This is a genomic window from Pauljensenia sp. C0254C2 (assembly GCF_056583835.1).
In genome coordinates, this window is sequence record NZ_JBWPJO010000022.1 from 1 (window position 1) to 17,791 (window position 17,791).

16 protein-coding genes are annotated in these 17,791 nt (G+C 59.1%); 4 read left to right on the forward strand and 12 right to left on the reverse strand.

Features of this window, described 5'->3' with window-relative positions; all coding sequences use genetic code 11:
• The 6 genes from AC1DA5_RS10295 to AC1DA5_RS10320 all read right to left on the reverse strand — a co-directional run.
• A partial coding sequence (locus tag AC1DA5_RS10295; RefSeq protein WP_480290157.1) for an RNB domain-containing ribonuclease occupies nt 1–1,553 on the reverse strand: 1,553 nt, incomplete at its 3' end.
• Nucleotides 1,554–1,616: 63 nt separating this feature from the next.
• On the reverse strand, nt 1,617–3,065 hold the full coding sequence (locus AC1DA5_RS10300; RefSeq protein WP_480290159.1) for an MFS transporter: 1,449 nt from the start codon (nt 3,063–3,065) through the stop codon (nt 1,617–1,619).
• A 61-nt stretch (nt 3,066–3,126) separates the two neighbouring features.
• Nucleotides 3,127–4,020 carry an IspD/TarI family cytidylyltransferase gene (locus tag AC1DA5_RS10305; protein ID WP_480290161.1) on the reverse strand — a complete coding sequence of 298 codons (894 nt, stop codon included), beginning with the start codon at nt 4,018–4,020 and terminating at the stop codon, nt 3,127–3,129.
• A gap of 61 nt (nt 4,021–4,081) precedes the next feature.
• Nucleotides 4,082–4,630 carry a CarD family transcriptional regulator gene (locus AC1DA5_RS10310; protein ID WP_058237746.1) on the reverse strand — a complete coding sequence of 183 codons (549 nt, stop codon included), beginning with the start codon at nt 4,628–4,630 and terminating at the stop codon, nt 4,082–4,084.
• Between the two features lie 143 nt (nt 4,631–4,773).
• On the reverse strand, nt 4,774–5,475 hold the full coding sequence (locus AC1DA5_RS10315; RefSeq protein WP_058237745.1) for a response regulator transcription factor: 702 nt from the start codon (nt 5,473–5,475) through the stop codon (nt 4,774–4,776).
• Nucleotides 5,476–5,477: 2 nt separating this feature from the next.
• Complete coding sequence (locus AC1DA5_RS10320; protein WP_162272387.1) at nt 5,478–6,653, reverse strand: sensor histidine kinase; 1,176 nt, start codon at nt 6,651–6,653, stop codon at nt 5,478–5,480.
• A gap of 186 nt (nt 6,654–6,839) precedes the next feature.
• Between AC1DA5_RS10320 and phoU the strand changes: the two genes are divergently transcribed.
• Nucleotides 6,840–7,484 (forward strand): phosphate signaling complex protein PhoU, encoded by a 645-nt coding sequence (phoU, locus tag AC1DA5_RS10325; protein ID WP_058237743.1) that lies wholly within the window; start codon nt 6,840–6,842, stop codon nt 7,482–7,484.
• Nucleotides 7,485–7,634: 150 nt separating this feature from the next.
• Here the strand turns inward: phoU and AC1DA5_RS10330 are convergent, their stop codons facing one another.
• Both AC1DA5_RS10330 and AC1DA5_RS10335 read right to left on the reverse strand, forming a co-directional pair.
• Nucleotides 7,635–8,372, reverse strand: coding sequence for a phosphoglyceromutase (locus AC1DA5_RS10330; RefSeq protein WP_058237742.1), 738 nt, complete (start codon nt 8,370–8,372; stop codon nt 7,635–7,637).
• A 133-nt stretch (nt 8,373–8,505) separates the two neighbouring features.
• Nucleotides 8,506–8,829 carry a histone-like nucleoid-structuring protein Lsr2 gene (locus AC1DA5_RS10335; protein ID WP_480290164.1) on the reverse strand — a complete coding sequence of 108 codons (324 nt, stop codon included), beginning with the start codon at nt 8,827–8,829 and terminating at the stop codon, nt 8,506–8,508.
• A 373-nt stretch (nt 8,830–9,202) separates the two neighbouring features.
• Here AC1DA5_RS10335 and AC1DA5_RS10340 point away from each other — a divergent pair, with 373 nt between their 5' ends.
• Both AC1DA5_RS10340 and AC1DA5_RS10345 read left to right on the forward strand, forming a co-directional pair.
• Nucleotides 9,203–9,820, forward strand: a complete 618-nt coding sequence (locus AC1DA5_RS10340) for a DedA family protein (protein ID WP_480290166.1) — start codon at nt 9,203–9,205, stop codon at nt 9,818–9,820.
• Between the two features lie 77 nt (nt 9,821–9,897).
• Nucleotides 9,898–11,166 (forward strand): chloride channel protein, encoded by a 1,269-nt coding sequence (locus AC1DA5_RS10345; RefSeq protein WP_480290167.1) that lies wholly within the window; start codon nt 9,898–9,900, stop codon nt 11,164–11,166.
• Nucleotides 11,167–11,204: 38 nt separating this feature from the next.
• Here AC1DA5_RS10345 and hemH read toward each other — a convergent pair whose 3' ends face one another.
• Nucleotides 11,205–12,236 (reverse strand): ferrochelatase, encoded by a 1,032-nt coding sequence (gene hemH, locus AC1DA5_RS10350; RefSeq protein WP_480290174.1) that lies wholly within the window; start codon nt 12,234–12,236, stop codon nt 11,205–11,207.
• Between the two features lie 64 nt (nt 12,237–12,300).
• Between hemH and AC1DA5_RS10355 the strand changes: the two genes are divergently transcribed.
• Nucleotides 12,301–12,894 carry a methylated-DNA--[protein]-cysteine S-methyltransferase gene (locus AC1DA5_RS10355; RefSeq protein ID WP_480290168.1) on the forward strand — a complete coding sequence of 198 codons (594 nt, stop codon included), beginning with the start codon at nt 12,301–12,303 and terminating at the stop codon, nt 12,892–12,894.
• On the opposite strand, the gene AC1DA5_RS10360 is transcribed toward AC1DA5_RS10355, so the two are convergent.
• The 3 genes from AC1DA5_RS10360 to AC1DA5_RS10370 all read right to left on the reverse strand — a co-directional run.
• The gene (locus AC1DA5_RS10360) at nt 12,879–14,099 is read right to left on the reverse strand and encodes a DegT/DnrJ/EryC1/StrS family aminotransferase (RefSeq protein ID WP_480290170.1); all 1,221 of its coding nucleotides are present in this window, start codon (nt 14,097–14,099) and stop codon (nt 12,879–12,881) included. The two genes, AC1DA5_RS10355 and AC1DA5_RS10360, sit on opposite strands and share 16 nt — an antisense overlap.
• A gap of 56 nt (nt 14,100–14,155) precedes the next feature.
• Nucleotides 14,156–15,694, reverse strand: a complete 1,539-nt coding sequence (glpK, locus tag AC1DA5_RS10365) for a glycerol kinase GlpK (protein ID WP_480290172.1) — start codon at nt 15,692–15,694, stop codon at nt 14,156–14,158.
• 261 nt (nt 15,695–15,955) lie between these two features.
• A partial coding sequence (locus tag AC1DA5_RS10370; RefSeq protein ID WP_480290173.1) for a Cna B-type domain-containing protein occupies nt 15,956–17,791 on the reverse strand: 1,836 nt, incomplete at its 5' end.

The window sequence follows — 17,791 nt, forward strand, 5'->3', positions numbered from 1 at the left end:
CGATCGGCCTCAGACCCATCGATGGCGAGGGCGAACTCCACCGACGGAGCGGCAGGGTCGACCTTCTCGAGCCTGACCTGCACGCGCTTGCCGGCCAAGGAAGGAGCATCCTCGATTCCCTGAATATCGACGCGTGAAATCACAGCCGGATCCGACACGATGATCTCTGCCCGCTCCTTGTTCACACTGGTGACCACCGCGTCAAACAGCTCGCCTTCATGACCAGCCAGCACCATCGCCTCCAGCGCGGCAACCGCTCCGTTTTCAACGGTGCGCACTTTCTGAGTCGTCTGAGCCATGATGGTGGGCAACTCAGGCAAACCGTCACGTACCCACGTCGGCACGTCAACACCGGCGCAGATCGACAGGCACACTTCCTCACCGTAGCGGTCCACCAACCGGCGAAGCGGTGCGGTCACATGCGCATACGGCGCAGCGATCGCTCCGTGGATCGCTTCATCACCGGCGGGTGCCCCCCGGTCAAACGCCGTGTACCCCGCGCCGCGGAACAGTGTGCGCGCCTGGCTCATAAACGCCGCGTGAGCCGGCTCGGCCGAATCGAGCGATCGCACAAAGTCGGGATAGGTCTGTTCACCAGGCCATTCCAGATCCAGTGCCTCGGCCACGCGCCGCAGGCGGGTAATGTCACGGTCGGTTGCCGGCGGCATGACACGCAAAATACCGATCCCTGCCCGGCGCATCATGTCTGCCGCGCACATGCCGGTCAGAAGCGAGATCTGAGCATTCCATTCTTCAACGGGCAGCGTCGCGCGGTACGTCAACTCGAACTGGCCGTCGTCGCGCTCCTCAATTTCCTGCTCAGGCGCGTTCATCGAGATACCGCCGCGTTCGATTTCACGCTGCTCACGAGCCTGACCGACGTGAGCCAAGTTGTCAATAAAGTCAGCTGGAACCACATCAGGCAGGTCGCCCTTGCCGTCGACTGCGCGCTGAACACTGTCGTAGTCTAGTTGTGCCCGCGAACGGATCACGGCCCGCTCCACGTTCGCTTTCACCACGTTGCCGTCATCGTCCAGGTCAATGGTCCACAGGCACGAGGGGCGATCCGCATCCGGAATAAGTGAGGCAGCATCATGGCACAACACATCCGGATGCAATGGCGTGACCTCATCGGGCGCGTATACGGTTGATCCACGCTCACGGACAGCATGGTCCAACGCCCCGTCAGGCCACACGAATGTTGCCAGTGAGGCGATCGCATAGTAAACGCGAAAGGTGGCTCGCCCTGCCCGCGAGGCGCTGCGCTCGCCGTCATCGTCGCCGTCCAGTCGCACGCACGCCACAGCCTGATCCAGATCACGGGAACCATGCGGGTCGATGGTGACGAACGGGATGTCACGCGCGTCGCGGGCACCCTCGGCAATGAAGCGCTCAACGCCGCTGGAATGCCAATGGGAGGCCGCAAGGTCAGCTTCGTGCTGCGCCTCGTCGGAAAACTCGGTGGGGATCCCGGTCTTGTCGCGCAGGTGGTTCAAGGCGAGCACGACTTGCGAGGGCGGCGCGCTGTACATGCGCAGACGTGGAGCGGACATGTATTTTCCCTTCGTTGACGAGGGCGCCTTCACCGCGCGGCTTCCAGGAACGTGCTTCCAGTATCACCCCTGTGACGGCGTGCTGTCCTGATAAATGTTCAGATGCGCGGATTCCTGGCGAATCGGAATGAGCAGCAGAAGGCCAGCCAGCAGTACCACGACGATGCCGAGAATGCCCCAGTGAGTGGCGTCCACGTCCGGTGGTGTGACGGCGCGCCCCAGTTTGATGGCCAGGTAGTACAGGGCAGGTGAGAGGAAGGAGACGGCTCGGCCGGTCGTGGCGTACAGGCCGAATACTTCGCCTTCGCGACCTGCCGGGATCATGCGCGCCAGGAAGGAGCGCGAGGCCGACTGTGCCGGGCCGACAAAGACGCACAGGATCAGGCCCAAGACCCAGAAGATCGGCTTGCCGAATGAGTGGAAGAAGAACACCAGCAACCCGGAGGTCACCATGCATACCAGGGACAGGATGATGACGCGCTTGGGGCCGATCCAGTCGTCAAGCGCACCGAAGCCAATGGTTGCCAGGCCGGCGACAACGTTGGCGGCAATGGCGAAGAGGATGACTTCGGAGGCGGAAAAGCCGAACACGGACCCTGCCAGGATTGCGCCAAATGTGAACACCCCAGCCAGGCCATCGCGGAAAACAGCCGACGCGATCAGGAACATCAAGGTGTGGCGTGATGTGCGCGCCAGAGACTTCACTGTGGACCACAGCAGCTTGTAGGAATCGATCAGCGACTCGTGGGTATCGTTGGTGGACACATTCTTCGGTTTGGGCGGGTTGAGGACGACCGGCAGAGAGAAGACGGCGAACCAGATGGCTGAGACCACCATTGCGACGCGAATATTCAACCCGTTTTCACCTGTCACGCCGAACCAGCCGACTTCAGGGTTGATGAAACCAACGAAGAGGATCAGCAGCAACACGATGCCGCCGACGTATCCGAGGCCCCAGCCGAATCCGGAGATTCGTCCCATCGCTGACTTATCAGCCAGGTGGTTGAGCATCGCGTTGTAGTTGACGGAGGCGAACTCGAAGAACACGTTACCCAAGCCGAGCAGACCGATTCCCAGCCACAGCGCGCCGGTTGGGCCGAGCGAGGAATTAGGTGCCACGAAGAACATGGCGAGCATGCACAGCACCACCATGGCGGTGAACCAGCCGAGCCACACTCCCCCTTTACCGCGCCGATCAGCACGCTGCCCCGTGATGGGAGCTAGCAGAGCGATCACGATGCCGGCAAGGGTCAGTCCCAGTGACAGGTTCTCGTTGGCAACAACTTTGGGGGCGAACACCCCGTCAGTTGTCAGGTAGACAGAGAAGACGAACGTTGTTGCCACGGCGTTGAATGCGGCTGAGCCCCAGTCCCACAAAGCCCATGAGACCACTTTCTTGTTCCACAGAACCCAGTGGTGGCGTGACCCTGACGGAGGCGTGGAACCTGTCGAGTGTGACGAAGTGGAAGAAGGAGTGGGAGCATGCTCGAAGGACTGCTCGTGTTGTGACATGGGATCTCCTTATGCAAGGGTGCGGCGCGCGCCGCAGACAGATACCTGCGATTGCAAGGTATCACGCATCGGGCGCGTACCCGTGATCTAGACAGGCTTGCGCCAGGGCAATGTCCAACTCGGTGGTCACTTTGAATGCCATCGTGTCGCCCGCAATCGACATCACCGTCAGTCCCAGTGCTTCCACCAGCCCTGCATCATCGGTGGCGGCGCTCGATTCGTCGGCTGCTCTGCTGGCTCCGTACTCGTGAGCACGGCATATGACGTCCCACGTGAAGCCTTGCGGAGTTTGAACAGCGCGCAGGCGTGAGCGGTCAATACTCGGGTCGAGGGGCGATAGCGCATCGTCTCCCTCGTCGATGTGCGTGCCGGTGGCAAGCGGTTTGATCGTGTCAGTTACTGGCAAGGTTGGGATGACGGCATTGGCACCGTTTTCAATGGCTCGGGCAACGCGGTCAATGAGCGCCGGCGGTGTCAGGCAGCGCGCCGCGTCGTGGATCAGGACAGGTGTGCGCGCGTCGGGACGGAACTGTTCAAGGGATCGCAAACCTGCGGCCACAGACGCCTGACGCGACGCTCCTCCCGCGACGACTCGCACGGTGGCAGATAGGTCGGGCAGCGCACTCCCGATGAGTTGTTCAAAATCGACGAGGGCGTCTGTCGGAGCGGTGACCGCAATGTGCGTGATTCCCGCAGCGTCAAGGCCGCGAAGGGCGCGCAGTACCATCGGTGCACCGCCTACTTCGACGAGGGCTTTGGGCATGTGCCGTCCCAGTCGGGTGCCCGAGCCAGCTGCGGCCAGGACAGACAGGCGCCTCTTGACAGGTGCAGGTTCTGCTCGTGCAGATTCGGTTGACACAGATTCAGTGAGCGCAGGTTCAGCTGGCACGACGTCAGCATGGTCGGATCCAGGCGCCTGCAACGGAGTCGTTGACTGGGATCGCAGCTGGTTCATGTCAGAATGGTTGCAATTCAGGCGCCGCGCCACTGCCGGGAGGGGCGCGGTGCTGACGGCACTACTTGTCGTCGCCTGATTCGCGAGTGTCGGTGCCGGCGTCGTCGGCACTGTCATCCGTTTCGGCCGATTCAGCCAGGATCGAGTCGAGGCGATCCGATGCTGCTGACTTGTCGATGTCGCGGGCCAGAGCAAGCTCAGAAGTCAGGATCTGGCGGGCTTTCGTCAGCATGCGCTTTTCGCCCGTGGAAAGCTTCTTGCTGGCGTCGCGGCGTGTCAGGTCACGAACAACTTCGGAGACTTTGACGATGTCGCCGGTTGCGATTTTTTCCTGATTCGCTTTGAAGCGTCGTGACCAGTTCGTCGGCTCTTCGACATAAGGTGCTCGCAGAACGGAGACGACTTCTTCCAGCCCGTCTTCATCGACGACATCTCGAACGCCAACGAGGTCGACGTTGTCAGCTGGCACTTGAATCTTGAGGTCACCTTGCGTGACGCGCAGTGTTAAGTAAGTTTTTTCCTCACCGCGTATCTTTCGGGTGGCGATCTCCTCGATCGTGGCTGCTCCGTGATGGGGGTAGACGACCGTTTGACCGATGGTGAACGTCATAAAAGAAACTCCTGCTGGTATTAAACAATACCGCCATTCTACCAGTAATCGTGCACACACAGTCAGTGGGGGTGTTATGCTAGCGCTTCGCTCGCTCCACGCCCCTTCGCACGGGGATGCCGGCACACACCTGCGCGCCGTTTTTACTTGCTTTCGTCGCGCGGATTCGACACCAGTTTGTAGCCCAGTCCGCGAACGGTCACCAGGCGGACGGGGTGGGATGGATCCGGCTCGATCCGAGCGCGCAGACGTTTGACATGCACGTCCAGGGTCTTTGAATCACCGATCGTTCCGACTCCCCACACACGATCCATCAGCTGCGAGCGCGTCAGGACTCGATCGGGGTTGCGGGCGAGGAATTCCAGCAGTTCGAATTCGCGCAGCGGCATCGACACGGATGTGTCGTCCACCGTGACTTCGTGCCTGTCCACCCACAGGCGGATTGTTCCCACTTCGAGGACTTCTTCTTCATCCTCCAGTGTTCCAGCCTGGCGCCGCAATACTGCACGGATGCGGGCCAGCAATTCACGGTAGGAATACGGCTTCGTGATGTAGTCGTCGGCACCCATCTCCAGGCCGACGATGCGTTCGACCACTTCGTCTTTCGCGGTCACCATGATGACAGGAACGTTGGATACTTTTCTGAGTTTCCTGCACACTTCGGTGCCCGACATTCCCGGCAGCATAAGGTCAAGCAAGATCAGATCCCATTTCGGATCGATCGCTTTTTCGAGTCCAGCATTTCCGTCGGATGCTTCGCCCACGTCAAAGCCGTCCCGACGCAGGTTGTAGGCGAGTGGCTCACGGTAGGAGGCTTCATCTTCGATTATCAAAATTGCCGTCATGATTATCTTGCGTCCTTGTCTTTACGCTCGTCTCCATTTTCACCGATCTCTGCTTCAGGTAACACTAGCGTGAACGTTGATCCGCGACCCGGGAGGGATGCAACGGTCACTGTTCCGCCGTGATCACTGGCAACATGTTTGACGATTGACAATCCCAGTCCTGTCCCCCCTGTTTCACGTGAACGCGCCGTGTCGACTCTAAAGAAGCGTTCAAAGATGCGTTGCTGATGCTCAGATGAGATGCCGATACCGGTGTCGATGACGCGAATGCAGATTCGTTCCTGGTTGCGTACCGCGTCGACACGCACCCATGAATCCGGATGCGAGTACCGCACAGCGTTATCGACGAGGTTTCGGACCGCCATCACCAGCATGTCCTTATCTCCCCACACGTAGGCTTCGAGCGCAGGATCCGGTCCGCGCAACTCGATGCGTGCCTGCTCGGCGGGGAATTCTTCCTGATGGAGCGCTTCGCTGATCACTTGCTTGACGCTGACGAGGTCGGGCGAATCCAGAGCATCAGGTGATTGCAGGCGCGACAGGTCGATAATGTCCTGCACCAGTGTGGACAGTCGTTCCGATTCTTTCGACAGTCGGCTCGCGAAGTAGGCAACTGCTTCAGAATCGTCAGAGTTTTCAGCGATCGTTTCGGCCAGAAGTCGCACAGCTCCGACAGGTGTTTTCAGCTCGTGCGACACGTTCGCAGTAAAATCACGACGCGCAGCCTCGTTGCGTCGTTGGATCGTCAGATCCTCTGCCACGATCAAAAGGAGGTCACCGGGCAGCGGGGCCACCCGTACTCGGAAGAACAGTTCCGCTGCTTCAGGAAGGTCGGAGCGTGGCAGCGTCATCTCAGTGGTCAGCGGGACTCCCTCGGCCCGCACGCGTGCGGCAACTTCAATGAGGGCAGGGTGCGTCAGTTCCTGGTGACGCGCCAGGCCTTTGGCATACGCTTTGGCATCAGCGCGGACAATCTTGTTGTCCGCGTCAACGACGATCACGATGCCGGGCAGAGCGGAAGTCATGGCGAGCAGATCGACAGGCGGCTGGGTGTACTGCGGATCCACTCCATTTTCGACGTCCTGTTGACGCTGAGACAGCCGGAAGGCTCCTACGCCGACAGCGCCGACGAGGACACCCAGCAGCGCGACAACGATGAGAGTGATAGCGTCCAACACAGACATAACTGTATCGATCTGTTTGCCTCTTCGTCACCACTCGTGACGGGCCATCTGCAGATTTCCTGCAACAATACCCGAAAAGCAAGCAGGAGTTAACCAAAAATTAACCCGATATGCACACACTTGGCACTTATCTTTGGTGGACTTAAACAGTTACAGTGGATTTTTCGTGAAGGAGACATTGTGCGCACTGTATATCGACAGGAACTGACGCAGCTTGGACTCGATTTGGAGAGGATGAGCTCCGGTGTCACCGTCGCGATTGAACGCGCAACGCAGGCCCTGCGCGAAGGTGACATGATCAAGGCGGAGCAGACAGGCGACGCTGATGACCGCCTCGACCAACTGTCCCGTCACATCGACGAAACCTGTGTGAGCCTTCTGCTGCTACAGGGCCCCGTTGCATCCGATCTTCGCCTGATTGTTGCGGGCCTGAGACTGACTCAGACGATGGAGCGTCAGGGCGACCTTGCGGCCCACCTGGCTTTGATCGCACGCAACCCCCACCAGGAGCCGGGGATTTGCCCACAGGCTCGACCGCTCATCACCAAGATGACGGACGCGGCCGTGCAGATGGCACACTCGATGGAGAAGGTTGTCCAGACCCAGGATCTGAACCTGGCCCGTCGTATGCATCGCGATGACGACATTCTCGATGACCTGCAGATCGAGGCTCGCCGCATGGCAACCGATGACGACAATGATCTGACTCGCGCTCAGGTGATCGACGTGACGCTCGCGGCCCGCTTCCTGGAGCGCTTCGGTGATCACGCTGTTTCCGTTGCAGACCAGGTGATGTACATCGTGGAAGGCGCACAAACCGCCTAAGCGGAACTGCCGAATCTGTATCCGGCGAACGCGGAGCTCACACACCGTATTACCCCGCTGACGCCTTCAACATGCGCATAAAGGCTGGTGCCCCACCTCCTTGGGAGGTGGGGCACCAGCCTTGAGGGTGGGAACCCTCGTGAATGAAACTTACTTGCCCTGGTTTGCTACGGCCGCGATCTTGGCCTCAGCATCGGGATCAAGGTATGTGCCGCCCTTCTTGACGGGCTTGAGGGTTTCCTCGTCAAGTTCGTAGACCAGCGGAATGCCGGTCGGGATATTCAGGCCGGCGATGTCGTCGTCGGAGATATCATCGAGGTGCTTGACGATGGCGCGCAGTGAGTTGCCGTGGGCTGCAACCATCACGGTCTTGCCGGAGCGAATCGCGGGAACGATGGTGTCATTCCAGTACGGCAGCAAACGGGCCAGCACGTCCTTGAGGCATTCGGTCAACGGAATCGGCTCGCCTGCATAGCGCGGGTCGGCGTCCTGCGAGAATTCCGAGCCCTTTTCGATCTCCGGCGGCGGCACATCGTAGGAACGGCGCCACTGCATGAACTGTTCCTCGCCGAACTCGTCGCGGATTTCCTTCTTGTTCTTGCCTTGCAGAGCGCCATAGTGACGCTCGTTAAGGCGCCATGAACGCTCCACGGGAATCCAGTGACGGTCCGCGGCATCCAGGGCCAGGTTGGCGGTCTGGATGGCGCGACGCAGCATCGAGGTGAACAGCAGGTCAGGCAGGATGCCGGCTTCCTTGAGAAGCTCTCCTCCGTGCGTTGCCTCTGAGCGGCCCTTTTCTGACAGGGGTACGTCAACCCAGCCGGTGAAAAGGTTCTTTGCATTCCATTCGCTCTCGCCGTGGCGGAGCAATACCAGTTTGTATGTCATAGTCCTATTCTCACAAAGATCGTGCCCGCTGTCACGGGACCCTTCGACATCACTTCACAGCGTCGGCAATACGAGCCACTCAACAACGGCCGGTCGCCGCCTGAGCGGTTGTCCTTCACCTCATCGGCAGCTCTTACTGATGCGCCTGACGGTACTGCTCGACAATGCTGGCGGGGATACGTCCGCGCTGTGACACCTCAAGACCCTCATCCTGCGCCCACTGGCGAATCTTCGCTGAATCGGACGGGCCGGCGGTTGCACCGCTGCGGCGAGTGACAGCCCGGCCACCGGTCCGGCGCGCATGGCGAATCCACTGCGCGAAATCGTCTTCGATCTTGTTCGCGTGTTCAGCATTCAGATCGATTTGGTAGGAAATGCCGTTGAAGGCAAAACTAATCGTCCGTTCAGCTTCAGAGCCATCGATGTCGTCGACCAAGAAAACCTTTGTCTTTTTCATTGAAAGTATTCCTTCTGCAGAATCCAATTCCGACAATAAAAAGAGTAGCACTTCAATCGGTTTTCATTTATTTGAATTCATCTGGCAATGTGGCGTGAACCGTTTTCTCACATCAACCGTTCTCTCGTATCAGCCGTTTTCTCGCATCAACCGCTTCCTCACATTAGGCACTTTCTCAGATCGCTGACAAGTTCATGGTGAACACCAAAATCGGGCAGAACCTGCTACTAGGTTCAGGGACTGTTCAGGGGATTCCCCTATGGCGTTTAACTTCCATTCCGTGCGATGATCACCATGTGAATTCATTGAAGCACCGGCCTGCGCCAGTCTATTCGACGTTGTCGCATTCCCTGAGCTTTTCAGGCCTGCCGCAATGAGCTCCTTTTGGTCCTTTATCAGCGGCATCGAAACCGCCATCGTTTCATTTTCCGATCAGCCGCTTTCCCTCGTTCTGTGCGTCCTGGCATGCTGGGGTGACGGGTTCTTCCCCGTCCTTCCCTCTGGTTCGGTTATCAGCGCCCTGTCGGCAACTCCGGCATACCGTGAACCTGTGTTCCTGACATTCCTCATTGTGTGCTGTGCCTGCGCGGCACTTGTAGGCGACCTTACAATGGCGACGATCGGTCGACTCTTTCCTGAAAAGTCCCGTCGTCTACCGAAACTCAATATGAGGTTAAGTGCAGTAACAGAGCGCCAATGGAGAATTCTCCTGTCGACGGGTCGATTCGTCCCCATTGTGCGAATTGCGATTTTTTTCAGCGCGGGGAAAATGCGCATACCTTTCCGCCATATTGCGTTACTCGATGCACCCGCCTGCCTTATCTGGTCTTGCATCTACGGCCTGAGCGGAACAATCGGTGCACGTATTTCGACTTCACCACTGATATCGATGGCATGCGGAATTGTCTTAGGAGCTTTGTGCGCAGCAATTCTGACCCGGATTGCTCAATACCTCCATTCCCGCCACGCGAAGGTTACTGATCAGTCCTGACAGTACGCGCCTGTGCCCCGCCCGCCTCACCGCGTCCCTGCTGGCGCACCGAAGCGCAGCCAACGTACGGTAGATAGGTGCACGTACCGTCAGACGGTGAAAGCTCTCACCGCACTCCGCTCGTTCGCCTCATCGTGGCCGTCATTTTCACGGCCGCAATTGCTGGCATCACCGGATGGTTCTTTTCGCATCTGCTTCATCTGATCGAAAGACTCGCCTACGGTGAGGGCGCAACCTTCATCGAGGCTGTCCTGTCAACCGATTCGTCCAGACGCGTCATATTTCTTGCTCTGGCAGGTGTGATCGGCGGGGTTTCCTGGGCACTGCTGCGCCACACCAGACGAGGTATCGTCACCGTCACCCAGGGTGTCAACGGGGCGAAAATGCCGCTCTTGACCACATTCGCGCACGCGACCACACAAGTCGTCATCGTGGCGCTGGGTGCGTCCATCGGCCGGGAAGTGGCACCGCGTGAAGTATCCGCAGCCCTGTCAGGATGGTGCTGTGACCGGTTGGGACTGAGCGCACAGGATCGCCGCCTGATCGTCGCATGCGGCGCAGGCGCAGGGCTGGCCGCTGTGTATTCAATCCCCATTTCAGGAGCAATTTTCGCCCTGGAAGTTCTGATCGTTTCTCTGACCCCGCGGGCATTGTGGTGTGCATGCCTGATCTCGGGCCTGTCTGTCCTGGTCACCCAAGGCCCCATCCGGCCCGAACCGTTCTACACGGTCACCGCACCCACTTCAACACCATCACTGCTGCTGTGGGCACTTATCGCCGGTCCAATCTTAGGTACAGCAGGATGGGGTTTCAGTCGCCTGGTGAAACGCGCTGAAGATCTGCGCCCAACAACCCCTCTGGTTCTGATCACCCTACCCGTAGTCTTCACGCTGGTCGGCCTGGTCGCCGTGTGGATTCCGCGCGTCATGGGTAATGGTCAGGCAACTGCTCAGGCGGGATTTGACGCGCATGCCGTGACCGCCCTCGTCCCTGTCCTGAGCATCACGTGCGCCAAGGCCATCACGACGCTGGGCACAATCGCATCAGGGGCATGGGGTGGCACGCTGACACCGGGTATCGCACTGGGAGCCGGATTCGGCGCCGTCGGTGGACTGGCGTGGTCGACGATATTCCCCGACATTTCAATCACCGCCTGCGCGCTGATCGGAGCGATGTCATTCCTGGGCTCATCGATGCGTGCGCCGCTCACCGCACTCGCCCTTGTGCTGGAGTTTACGCATCAGGGGGCAACTATCCTGGTTCCGGCACTCATTGCACTTGGATTGTCGTGGGCCATCACCTGCGCTTTCACGCGCCTGAGCGAGGCGTCGCACCCGGCCGGGTAATTGACGAGGCTCTCGCTCAAACGGGCAGACGACGAGGCTTATACCCAGCCGGCCAAGCCGGTGCGGGCGACCTCCTCGAACGTGTCGATGCATCCGGGCAGATCGTTACCCCATGGCACGTAGTGGAACTGCGAACCGCCAGCTTCGATGAAGGCATCACGGTTCAGGCGTGCGATCTCATCAAGCGTTTCGATGCAGTCTGCGACAAACCCGGGACAGATCACGTCCACTCTGGTGGTACCCACTGCGCCAAGTTCCCCCATCGTGTCGATGGTGGCGGGCCCAATCCACTTGGCCGGCCCAAAGACGGACTGGTAGCGGGTGAATACCCACTGTGGATCCAGGTTGAGGCGCAATCGCAATAGTTCAGCCGTCGTTTCACACTCGTCGCGGTACACGTCTCCGTCGCGGTGCATCGCCTCGGGTATTGAGTGGAAGGACAGGACGAGTTTGTCGCCACCTTCAAAATCGGGCCGGCCGCGCGCATCCCAGTGATTGACGAGGGCGGCCGCGAGCGCCTCGATATACACCGGGGCGTCATGGAAGGAGCGAATGGTGCGGATCTCCAGTTGATTGCGAGCGTTCAGCATGTCGCGGGCAACTTCATCGATGACAGGCGCGGTAGATGAGGAGGCGTACTGCGGGTAGGCGGGAATGATGAGGACGCGCTGCACTCCCTGATCACGCAGCTGATCAAGCACGCTGCGGATCGATGGTTCGCCGTAGCGCATGGCCAGGTGCACGTCGGCAACATGGTCGAGGCGCGCAGCCAGTTCGTCGCGCTGACGCAGCGACCAGTACATCAGTGGTGAGGAGTTCGACTCGGTGTGCCAGATCGACTCGTAGAGTTTTGCAGACCGTGCAGGGCGCACCCGCAAGATGATGCCTTCGAGGATCGGTCGCCAGATTGCTGGAGGCATTTCAATGATGCGCCGGTCGGAGAGGAATTCACGCAAGAAGGGGCGCACAGCCCGGGCTGTGGGTGCCTGCGGCGTTCCGAGGTTGGCCAGGATCACTGCGGGTCGTTCGGCTCGAGCGTTTTCTGACACAGCTAAAGATTTCGTCACGATGTGTACTGTACGGGAAAAACTATGTTCAATGCGAACTCACGCGCCCCACAGTAGGCTGACGACCATGACCCCCACAGCCCCGGCTTTTCTCTCACGCTACCGTTCACCCATCGGCACCTGGACACTGGCTTTCATAGGTGGTGACCTCGTCGGACTGTGGTGTGAGGGGGCGAAGCATTTCGGCTCCACCATCGCCGGCATGACGCACACCGATGACATCAGTGAGCTGGAGCCACCCTCGTCAATCAAGACGCAGAACAACCTGACCTGCACAACGCGCTGGCTGGACACCTACTTTGCCGGCCACATTCCCGACGAGGTGCCTGCGCTGCGCCTGGTCGGCACTGATTTCCAGGTCAGTGTGTGGCGCGAGCTCCTCGCAATTCCCTACGGGCAGACGACCACGTACGGTGACCTGGCCGATGCTGTTGCTGATCAGCGAGCCAGCGGGCTGGCACGTCAGGCTGGTCAACTGACCTGTCAGGCTGGTCGGCCGGCACCTCAGGCTGTCGGGCAGGCTGTCGGGCGCAATCCCATTTCCCTCATCGTCCCGTGTCACCGCGTCGTGGCGGCAGATGGTTCGTTGACGGGATACGCTGCGGGAACTGACCGCAAGGCGTGGCTCCTTGAGCTGGAAGACGCTCAATTCGCTTCATGAGCGGCGAGCCAGCGTACGGCCGCATCGGCCAGTCGCTCAGCATGGTCGCGTGATTCCTGGGTCCGCAAGTTAATGATCGAACGCTCGATCTGGCGTGTGCGTGGAATGGCATCACTGTGAGAATCACGTTCGTATGTACGCGGGCTGCGCACACCGGGGAAGAGGAGAGGCCGATACCACCTGCCCGGATAGAAGCCCTGTGACTGCAGCGCACTGAACATGTCTTCCGGGTCGATAGGCTGACCGGACCCATCGCGCTGGAGGATCACAGGGAAGCGGATCAGCGGCATCGATGCGGTGACAGAAGCCGGGATCGTTGCAGCGGTGTGGATCGCTGACAATGCACGCAGGTAGAGGCCGGTTCGCTCGGCCAGTTCACGTTCAATGGCATCCACACCCGCGAGCGCTTCGCTCATGTGGTCGAGCACCCAGCGTGAGGGCGCGTACGGTCTTCCGTTGGATCCTCCCTGCCATTGCGTGTCAGCAACTGGCGGGTAGAAAAGGTGTGCAGCCTGAGCCGCACTCCGCAACCTGCCTGAGAGCGCTGATGGCAGGTGAGAGTAGACGCGATCTTGCAGGCGATAGGTCCGAATTGCCGTGTCGAGAGTGACTCGAGGCTGAGGCAGGTTCGTCAGTGCACGGACGAGGAGCTGGCGCACAGGAACATCAACCGTGTCGGGATTGAGCCACAGTGCGGCACCGAATTTCGTGGGCAAAACCTTTTCCGCGCCGAAAGAGTGAATCGAAATATCCGCGAGGGGGCGCCGCGTCTGCGGATCGGTGGCCATGCGTCCGACGCAATGTGCGCTATCTTCAACAACAAAGGCGTCCGCAGCGTGCGCCTGATCCACGATCACCTTGGATGCGCCATCGTCCACGATACCGAAGGTGTGCTGGAGGACGATCGCCCTCGTCGAGGGCGGGATCGTCAAGGTCTGTGGGTCGATCGAGAGCGTGTCGGGCGAAATATCGGCGTACCGCGGGTGCATACCCGCGGACACAATCGGGTTAATTGCCGTGACGCACGTGAACGCCTGCGTCACGACGTAGCGGGCGCGCCGCGCTTGCCGGATCGCATCAAAGGCCATGTGCATGGCGTGGCGTGCGCGCGCATCCGCATGACGCTGGGCAGTACAGTCACGCCGTATGAAGTCAAGCACTGAAGGGGTCAGCAGATTCTCACCGAATTCTCCCCGTGTTTGCACCTGAGATGGGGCTCCGGCCGGCCTCCCTCGTCAATTAAGTGAGGCGCGAATGGCGGTCAGGCGTTTTCGACGTCCTCATCTACCCAATTGAAGGTGCGTGTGACGGCTTTCTTCCACAGGCGGTAGTTGCGGTCGTACTCGTCGCGATCATCGCCTGGTTCCCATCGCTTTTCTTCCGACCAGTTGTCGATGACGTCCTGCTCGCCGTCCCAATAGCCCACGGCGATGCCTGCTGCGTATGCGGCGCCTAGCGCTGTTGTCTCCAGGACTTTCGGGCGAACGATCGGCACACCCAGCTGATCGGCCTGGAACTGCATGAGCAAATTGTCATTCGTCATGCCACCGTCGACGCGCAGCTCCTTCAACGCAACACCCGAGTCCGCTTCCATCGCGTCAAAGACTTCGCGGGACTGGAAAGCGGTGGCTTCTTCGACTGCACGGGCCAGGTGTCCCTTGTTGTTGTATCGCGTCAGCCCCACGATCGCGCCACGTGCATCGTCCTTCCAGTACGGTGCGAACAGGCCGGAAAATGCGGGTACGAAGTACACGCCACCATTGTCATCAACTGTTTTCGCCAGGTCTTCAATGTCCCTGGAGTCCTTGATGATTCCCAAATTGTCGCGCATCCATTGAACCAGTGAACCTGTTACGGCGATCGAGCCTTCCAGGGCGTAGACCGGCTTGTTGTCACCGATCTTGTAGCACACGGTGGTGAGCAGACCGTTTTCTGAAAAGACCGGCTCCTCACCGGTGTTCATGATGACGAAACAGCCCGTACCGTACGTGTTCTTTGCCATGCCTTTGTCGAAGCACGCTTGCCCAAAAGTGGCAGCCTGCTGGTCACCAAGGATTCCAGCGATCGGAGTGTCAATCAGCAGCCCGTTCTTGCGACCGTATCCGTAGATTTCAGAAGAGGAGCAGATTTCAGGAAGCATCGACATAGGGATGCCGAAGTCCTCGCACACGTCTTCTCGCCACTGGAGTGTGCGAATATCCATCAGCATGGTGCGCGACGCGTTGGTGACGTCAGTCTTGTGAGCACCTCCGTTGACGCCGCCGGTCAGGTTCCACAGTGTCCAGGTGTCGGTGGTGCCGAACAGGAGGTCACCGGCTTCGGCGCGTTCGCGGACTCCCTCGACGTTGTCGAGGATCCATTTGATCTCAGGGCCTGCGTAGTACGTCGACAGGTCAAGGCCGCAGATGTCGCGGTACTTTGACTTCCCTTCGTCACCTGCAAGCTCACGAATGATTTGCGATGTGCGCGCGTCTTGCCACACGATCGCGTTGTAGACGGGTTCGCCGGTGTTCTTATCCCACACGACAACGGTTTCGCGCTGGTTCGTGATGCCGACGGCTGCGATCGCGTGCCTGTTGATTTCGGCCCTTTGCAGGACGTCCGCGACGCAGATGCGAATGTTGCTCCATATTTCGAGTGGATCGTGTTCAACCCATCCGGGCTTCGGGAAGATCTGCTCGTGTTCCTTCTGACTGACGGCCACGATCTGCCCATCGTGGTTGAAGATAATGGCTCGTGAGGACGTCGTGCCCTGATCGATGGCAAGTACGTAGTGTTCTTCCGCGGTCTTCTCAGTCATTGCGTCTCTTCCTGTCGTCCCTTTCCTATCAGTGACAGCCTCAGGCCTCACTGCCTGCACATACATGATAGAGCGCATCTCGCGTGCAATCAGCCCGTACTCCGACGAGGGGGCCGCGTCCGGTCAGCTTTGCCGACGAGGGCGGCTGGCCAAAACCGTCTTGCCAACGAGGAACGGGCGCACGTTGAAGCACAGAGTCTTCCAGCGCGCGCCCGTCTGACACGGAGAATCATCAGCTCAGAACTGATGCACCTCCTGAGTTCAGTGGATTCCTCGGCGGCGGTACCAGAGCAGGCCAGCGCCCAGGGTGATCATCAAAATGCCCGCTCCTGCAGCGCCTCCAGCCGCCGCACCCGTGTTCACGATGGTCGGCGGTGACGGTGGTGTACCCGGCGGAGGCGGATTCTTCGAGTTCGTGATGGTGAATCCGTCCGTAGCGGTGCCCGCGATATGGGTGCTGAAGCCGTCAACTGGTGTTTCCTTGACTGTATAGACGATGGGCGCGGAGCCGTCTGCATTGAACATTTCAAGGTCGGCAAATGCGCCTGACCAGGAGTTGTCTGCTGAGAGGGTGAGTTTCTGTCCAGTCGGCTCACCGTCAGCCACAAGTTCAACGTCAATGGACTGTGGGATATCGTCACTGAGCGCTGCGCCGTCGTGGTTCACCCATTTCTTCGTCACGGGAACAGCTGTGAGGGCTCTGTTGGTGATCGTGAAGCCGTCCACGGCGTTACCAGCCACTACCGACCGATACCCAGGAACCTCAACCTCACGCACCGAATACTCAACCAAGACGCCATGGTTAAACTTCGGCAAATCCTTAAACACGCCAGACCACGAATTATCCGCCGACAAGGTCAACGTCGTGCCAGTCGGCTCACCATTAGCCAACAACTCCACCACAACGCTGCCAGGACGCTCACCCAACGCATTCTCACCATCAAGCCACGACTTCGACACACCCACAGAGGTGAGGATCCGGTTCGTCAGCGCAACACTGTAGGTCTTCTGCTTGTCATCCGAAGTTTCTGAGACCTTCATGGTGTAACCGTCCGCGCCGCTTTCCTTGAACTCAAGCGGGATACGTTCACCTGTTGCGGCATCGACTAAGGTCTGAGGATTGGGGAAGTTATCGATAGTTGTTTCCCAGTTATTCGCCTCCGACAGCTCGATACCTTTGACGACCTCTACATCATCAACGAGGACGTCCAGCGTAATTTTGTCTGGGCGCACACCCGGGTCATCGTTGCTCCAAGATTTCTTGATCTTGAGCTTCCAGGCATCTTCACCAAAGAACAATTGTCCGTTGTTGGCAATGCCTCCACCGCTGAATCCCATGGAAGTGGCGAGGTTATTTTCGATTCTGACAGTGGCAAGACGTTCAGCCAGTCGCTTTGCCTGATCACTCGGAACCGACTTAAAGGCCTTATTCACTGTGTAGAGTTTGTTATTCTCCACCCGCGTGTTGTTGCCGCCTTGCACGTATCGCGGTTCTTGCTTCTCTTGCGGCCAGTTCAAGCGGTGACTGTAAATCGAGCCATCCTGGTACCACATTCTCTCTGCACCGCCAAGCATGCGCTCGCCTATTGTGACAGGTTGGCCTTTCTCCGGCTCAGCCGCGCCAAAAGTATGCACAGCGACGCTTGCAAAATCGGCTCCTGCACCTTTGTATTCCTTATTACGCCCAAGATCTGGAGCAGAATTATCGAAAATCGCGACGCCCTTGGTGATGTTCAAGGTGGTTGTGCCCGTTGCACAGTTCCACACACCGCCACCCTGCGTGCTGGGAAGGTGATTTCCTGCCCCGATAAGGAATGCGTCTTTGGTTGCATTGCCGCGGATCAGAGAGTTCTCAATGGTAAGAATCGAATCGGAATCGTTGTAGATACCGCCACCGCCCCAAAAGCCCTTCGCAACGTTGTCGTGTACGTAGCCGGCTTTCATCGTTACCTTAGCTTCACCGTAGAACGCGAGTCCGCCTCCAGCTTTCAGGGCCACGTTGTGCGCAAATTCTCCTCCGCTGATCGTGGCTTCGCCACCACCGAGAGCGATTCCTCCTCCGTGACCACTAGCAGTATTGCCTTCGACCGTGCCGCC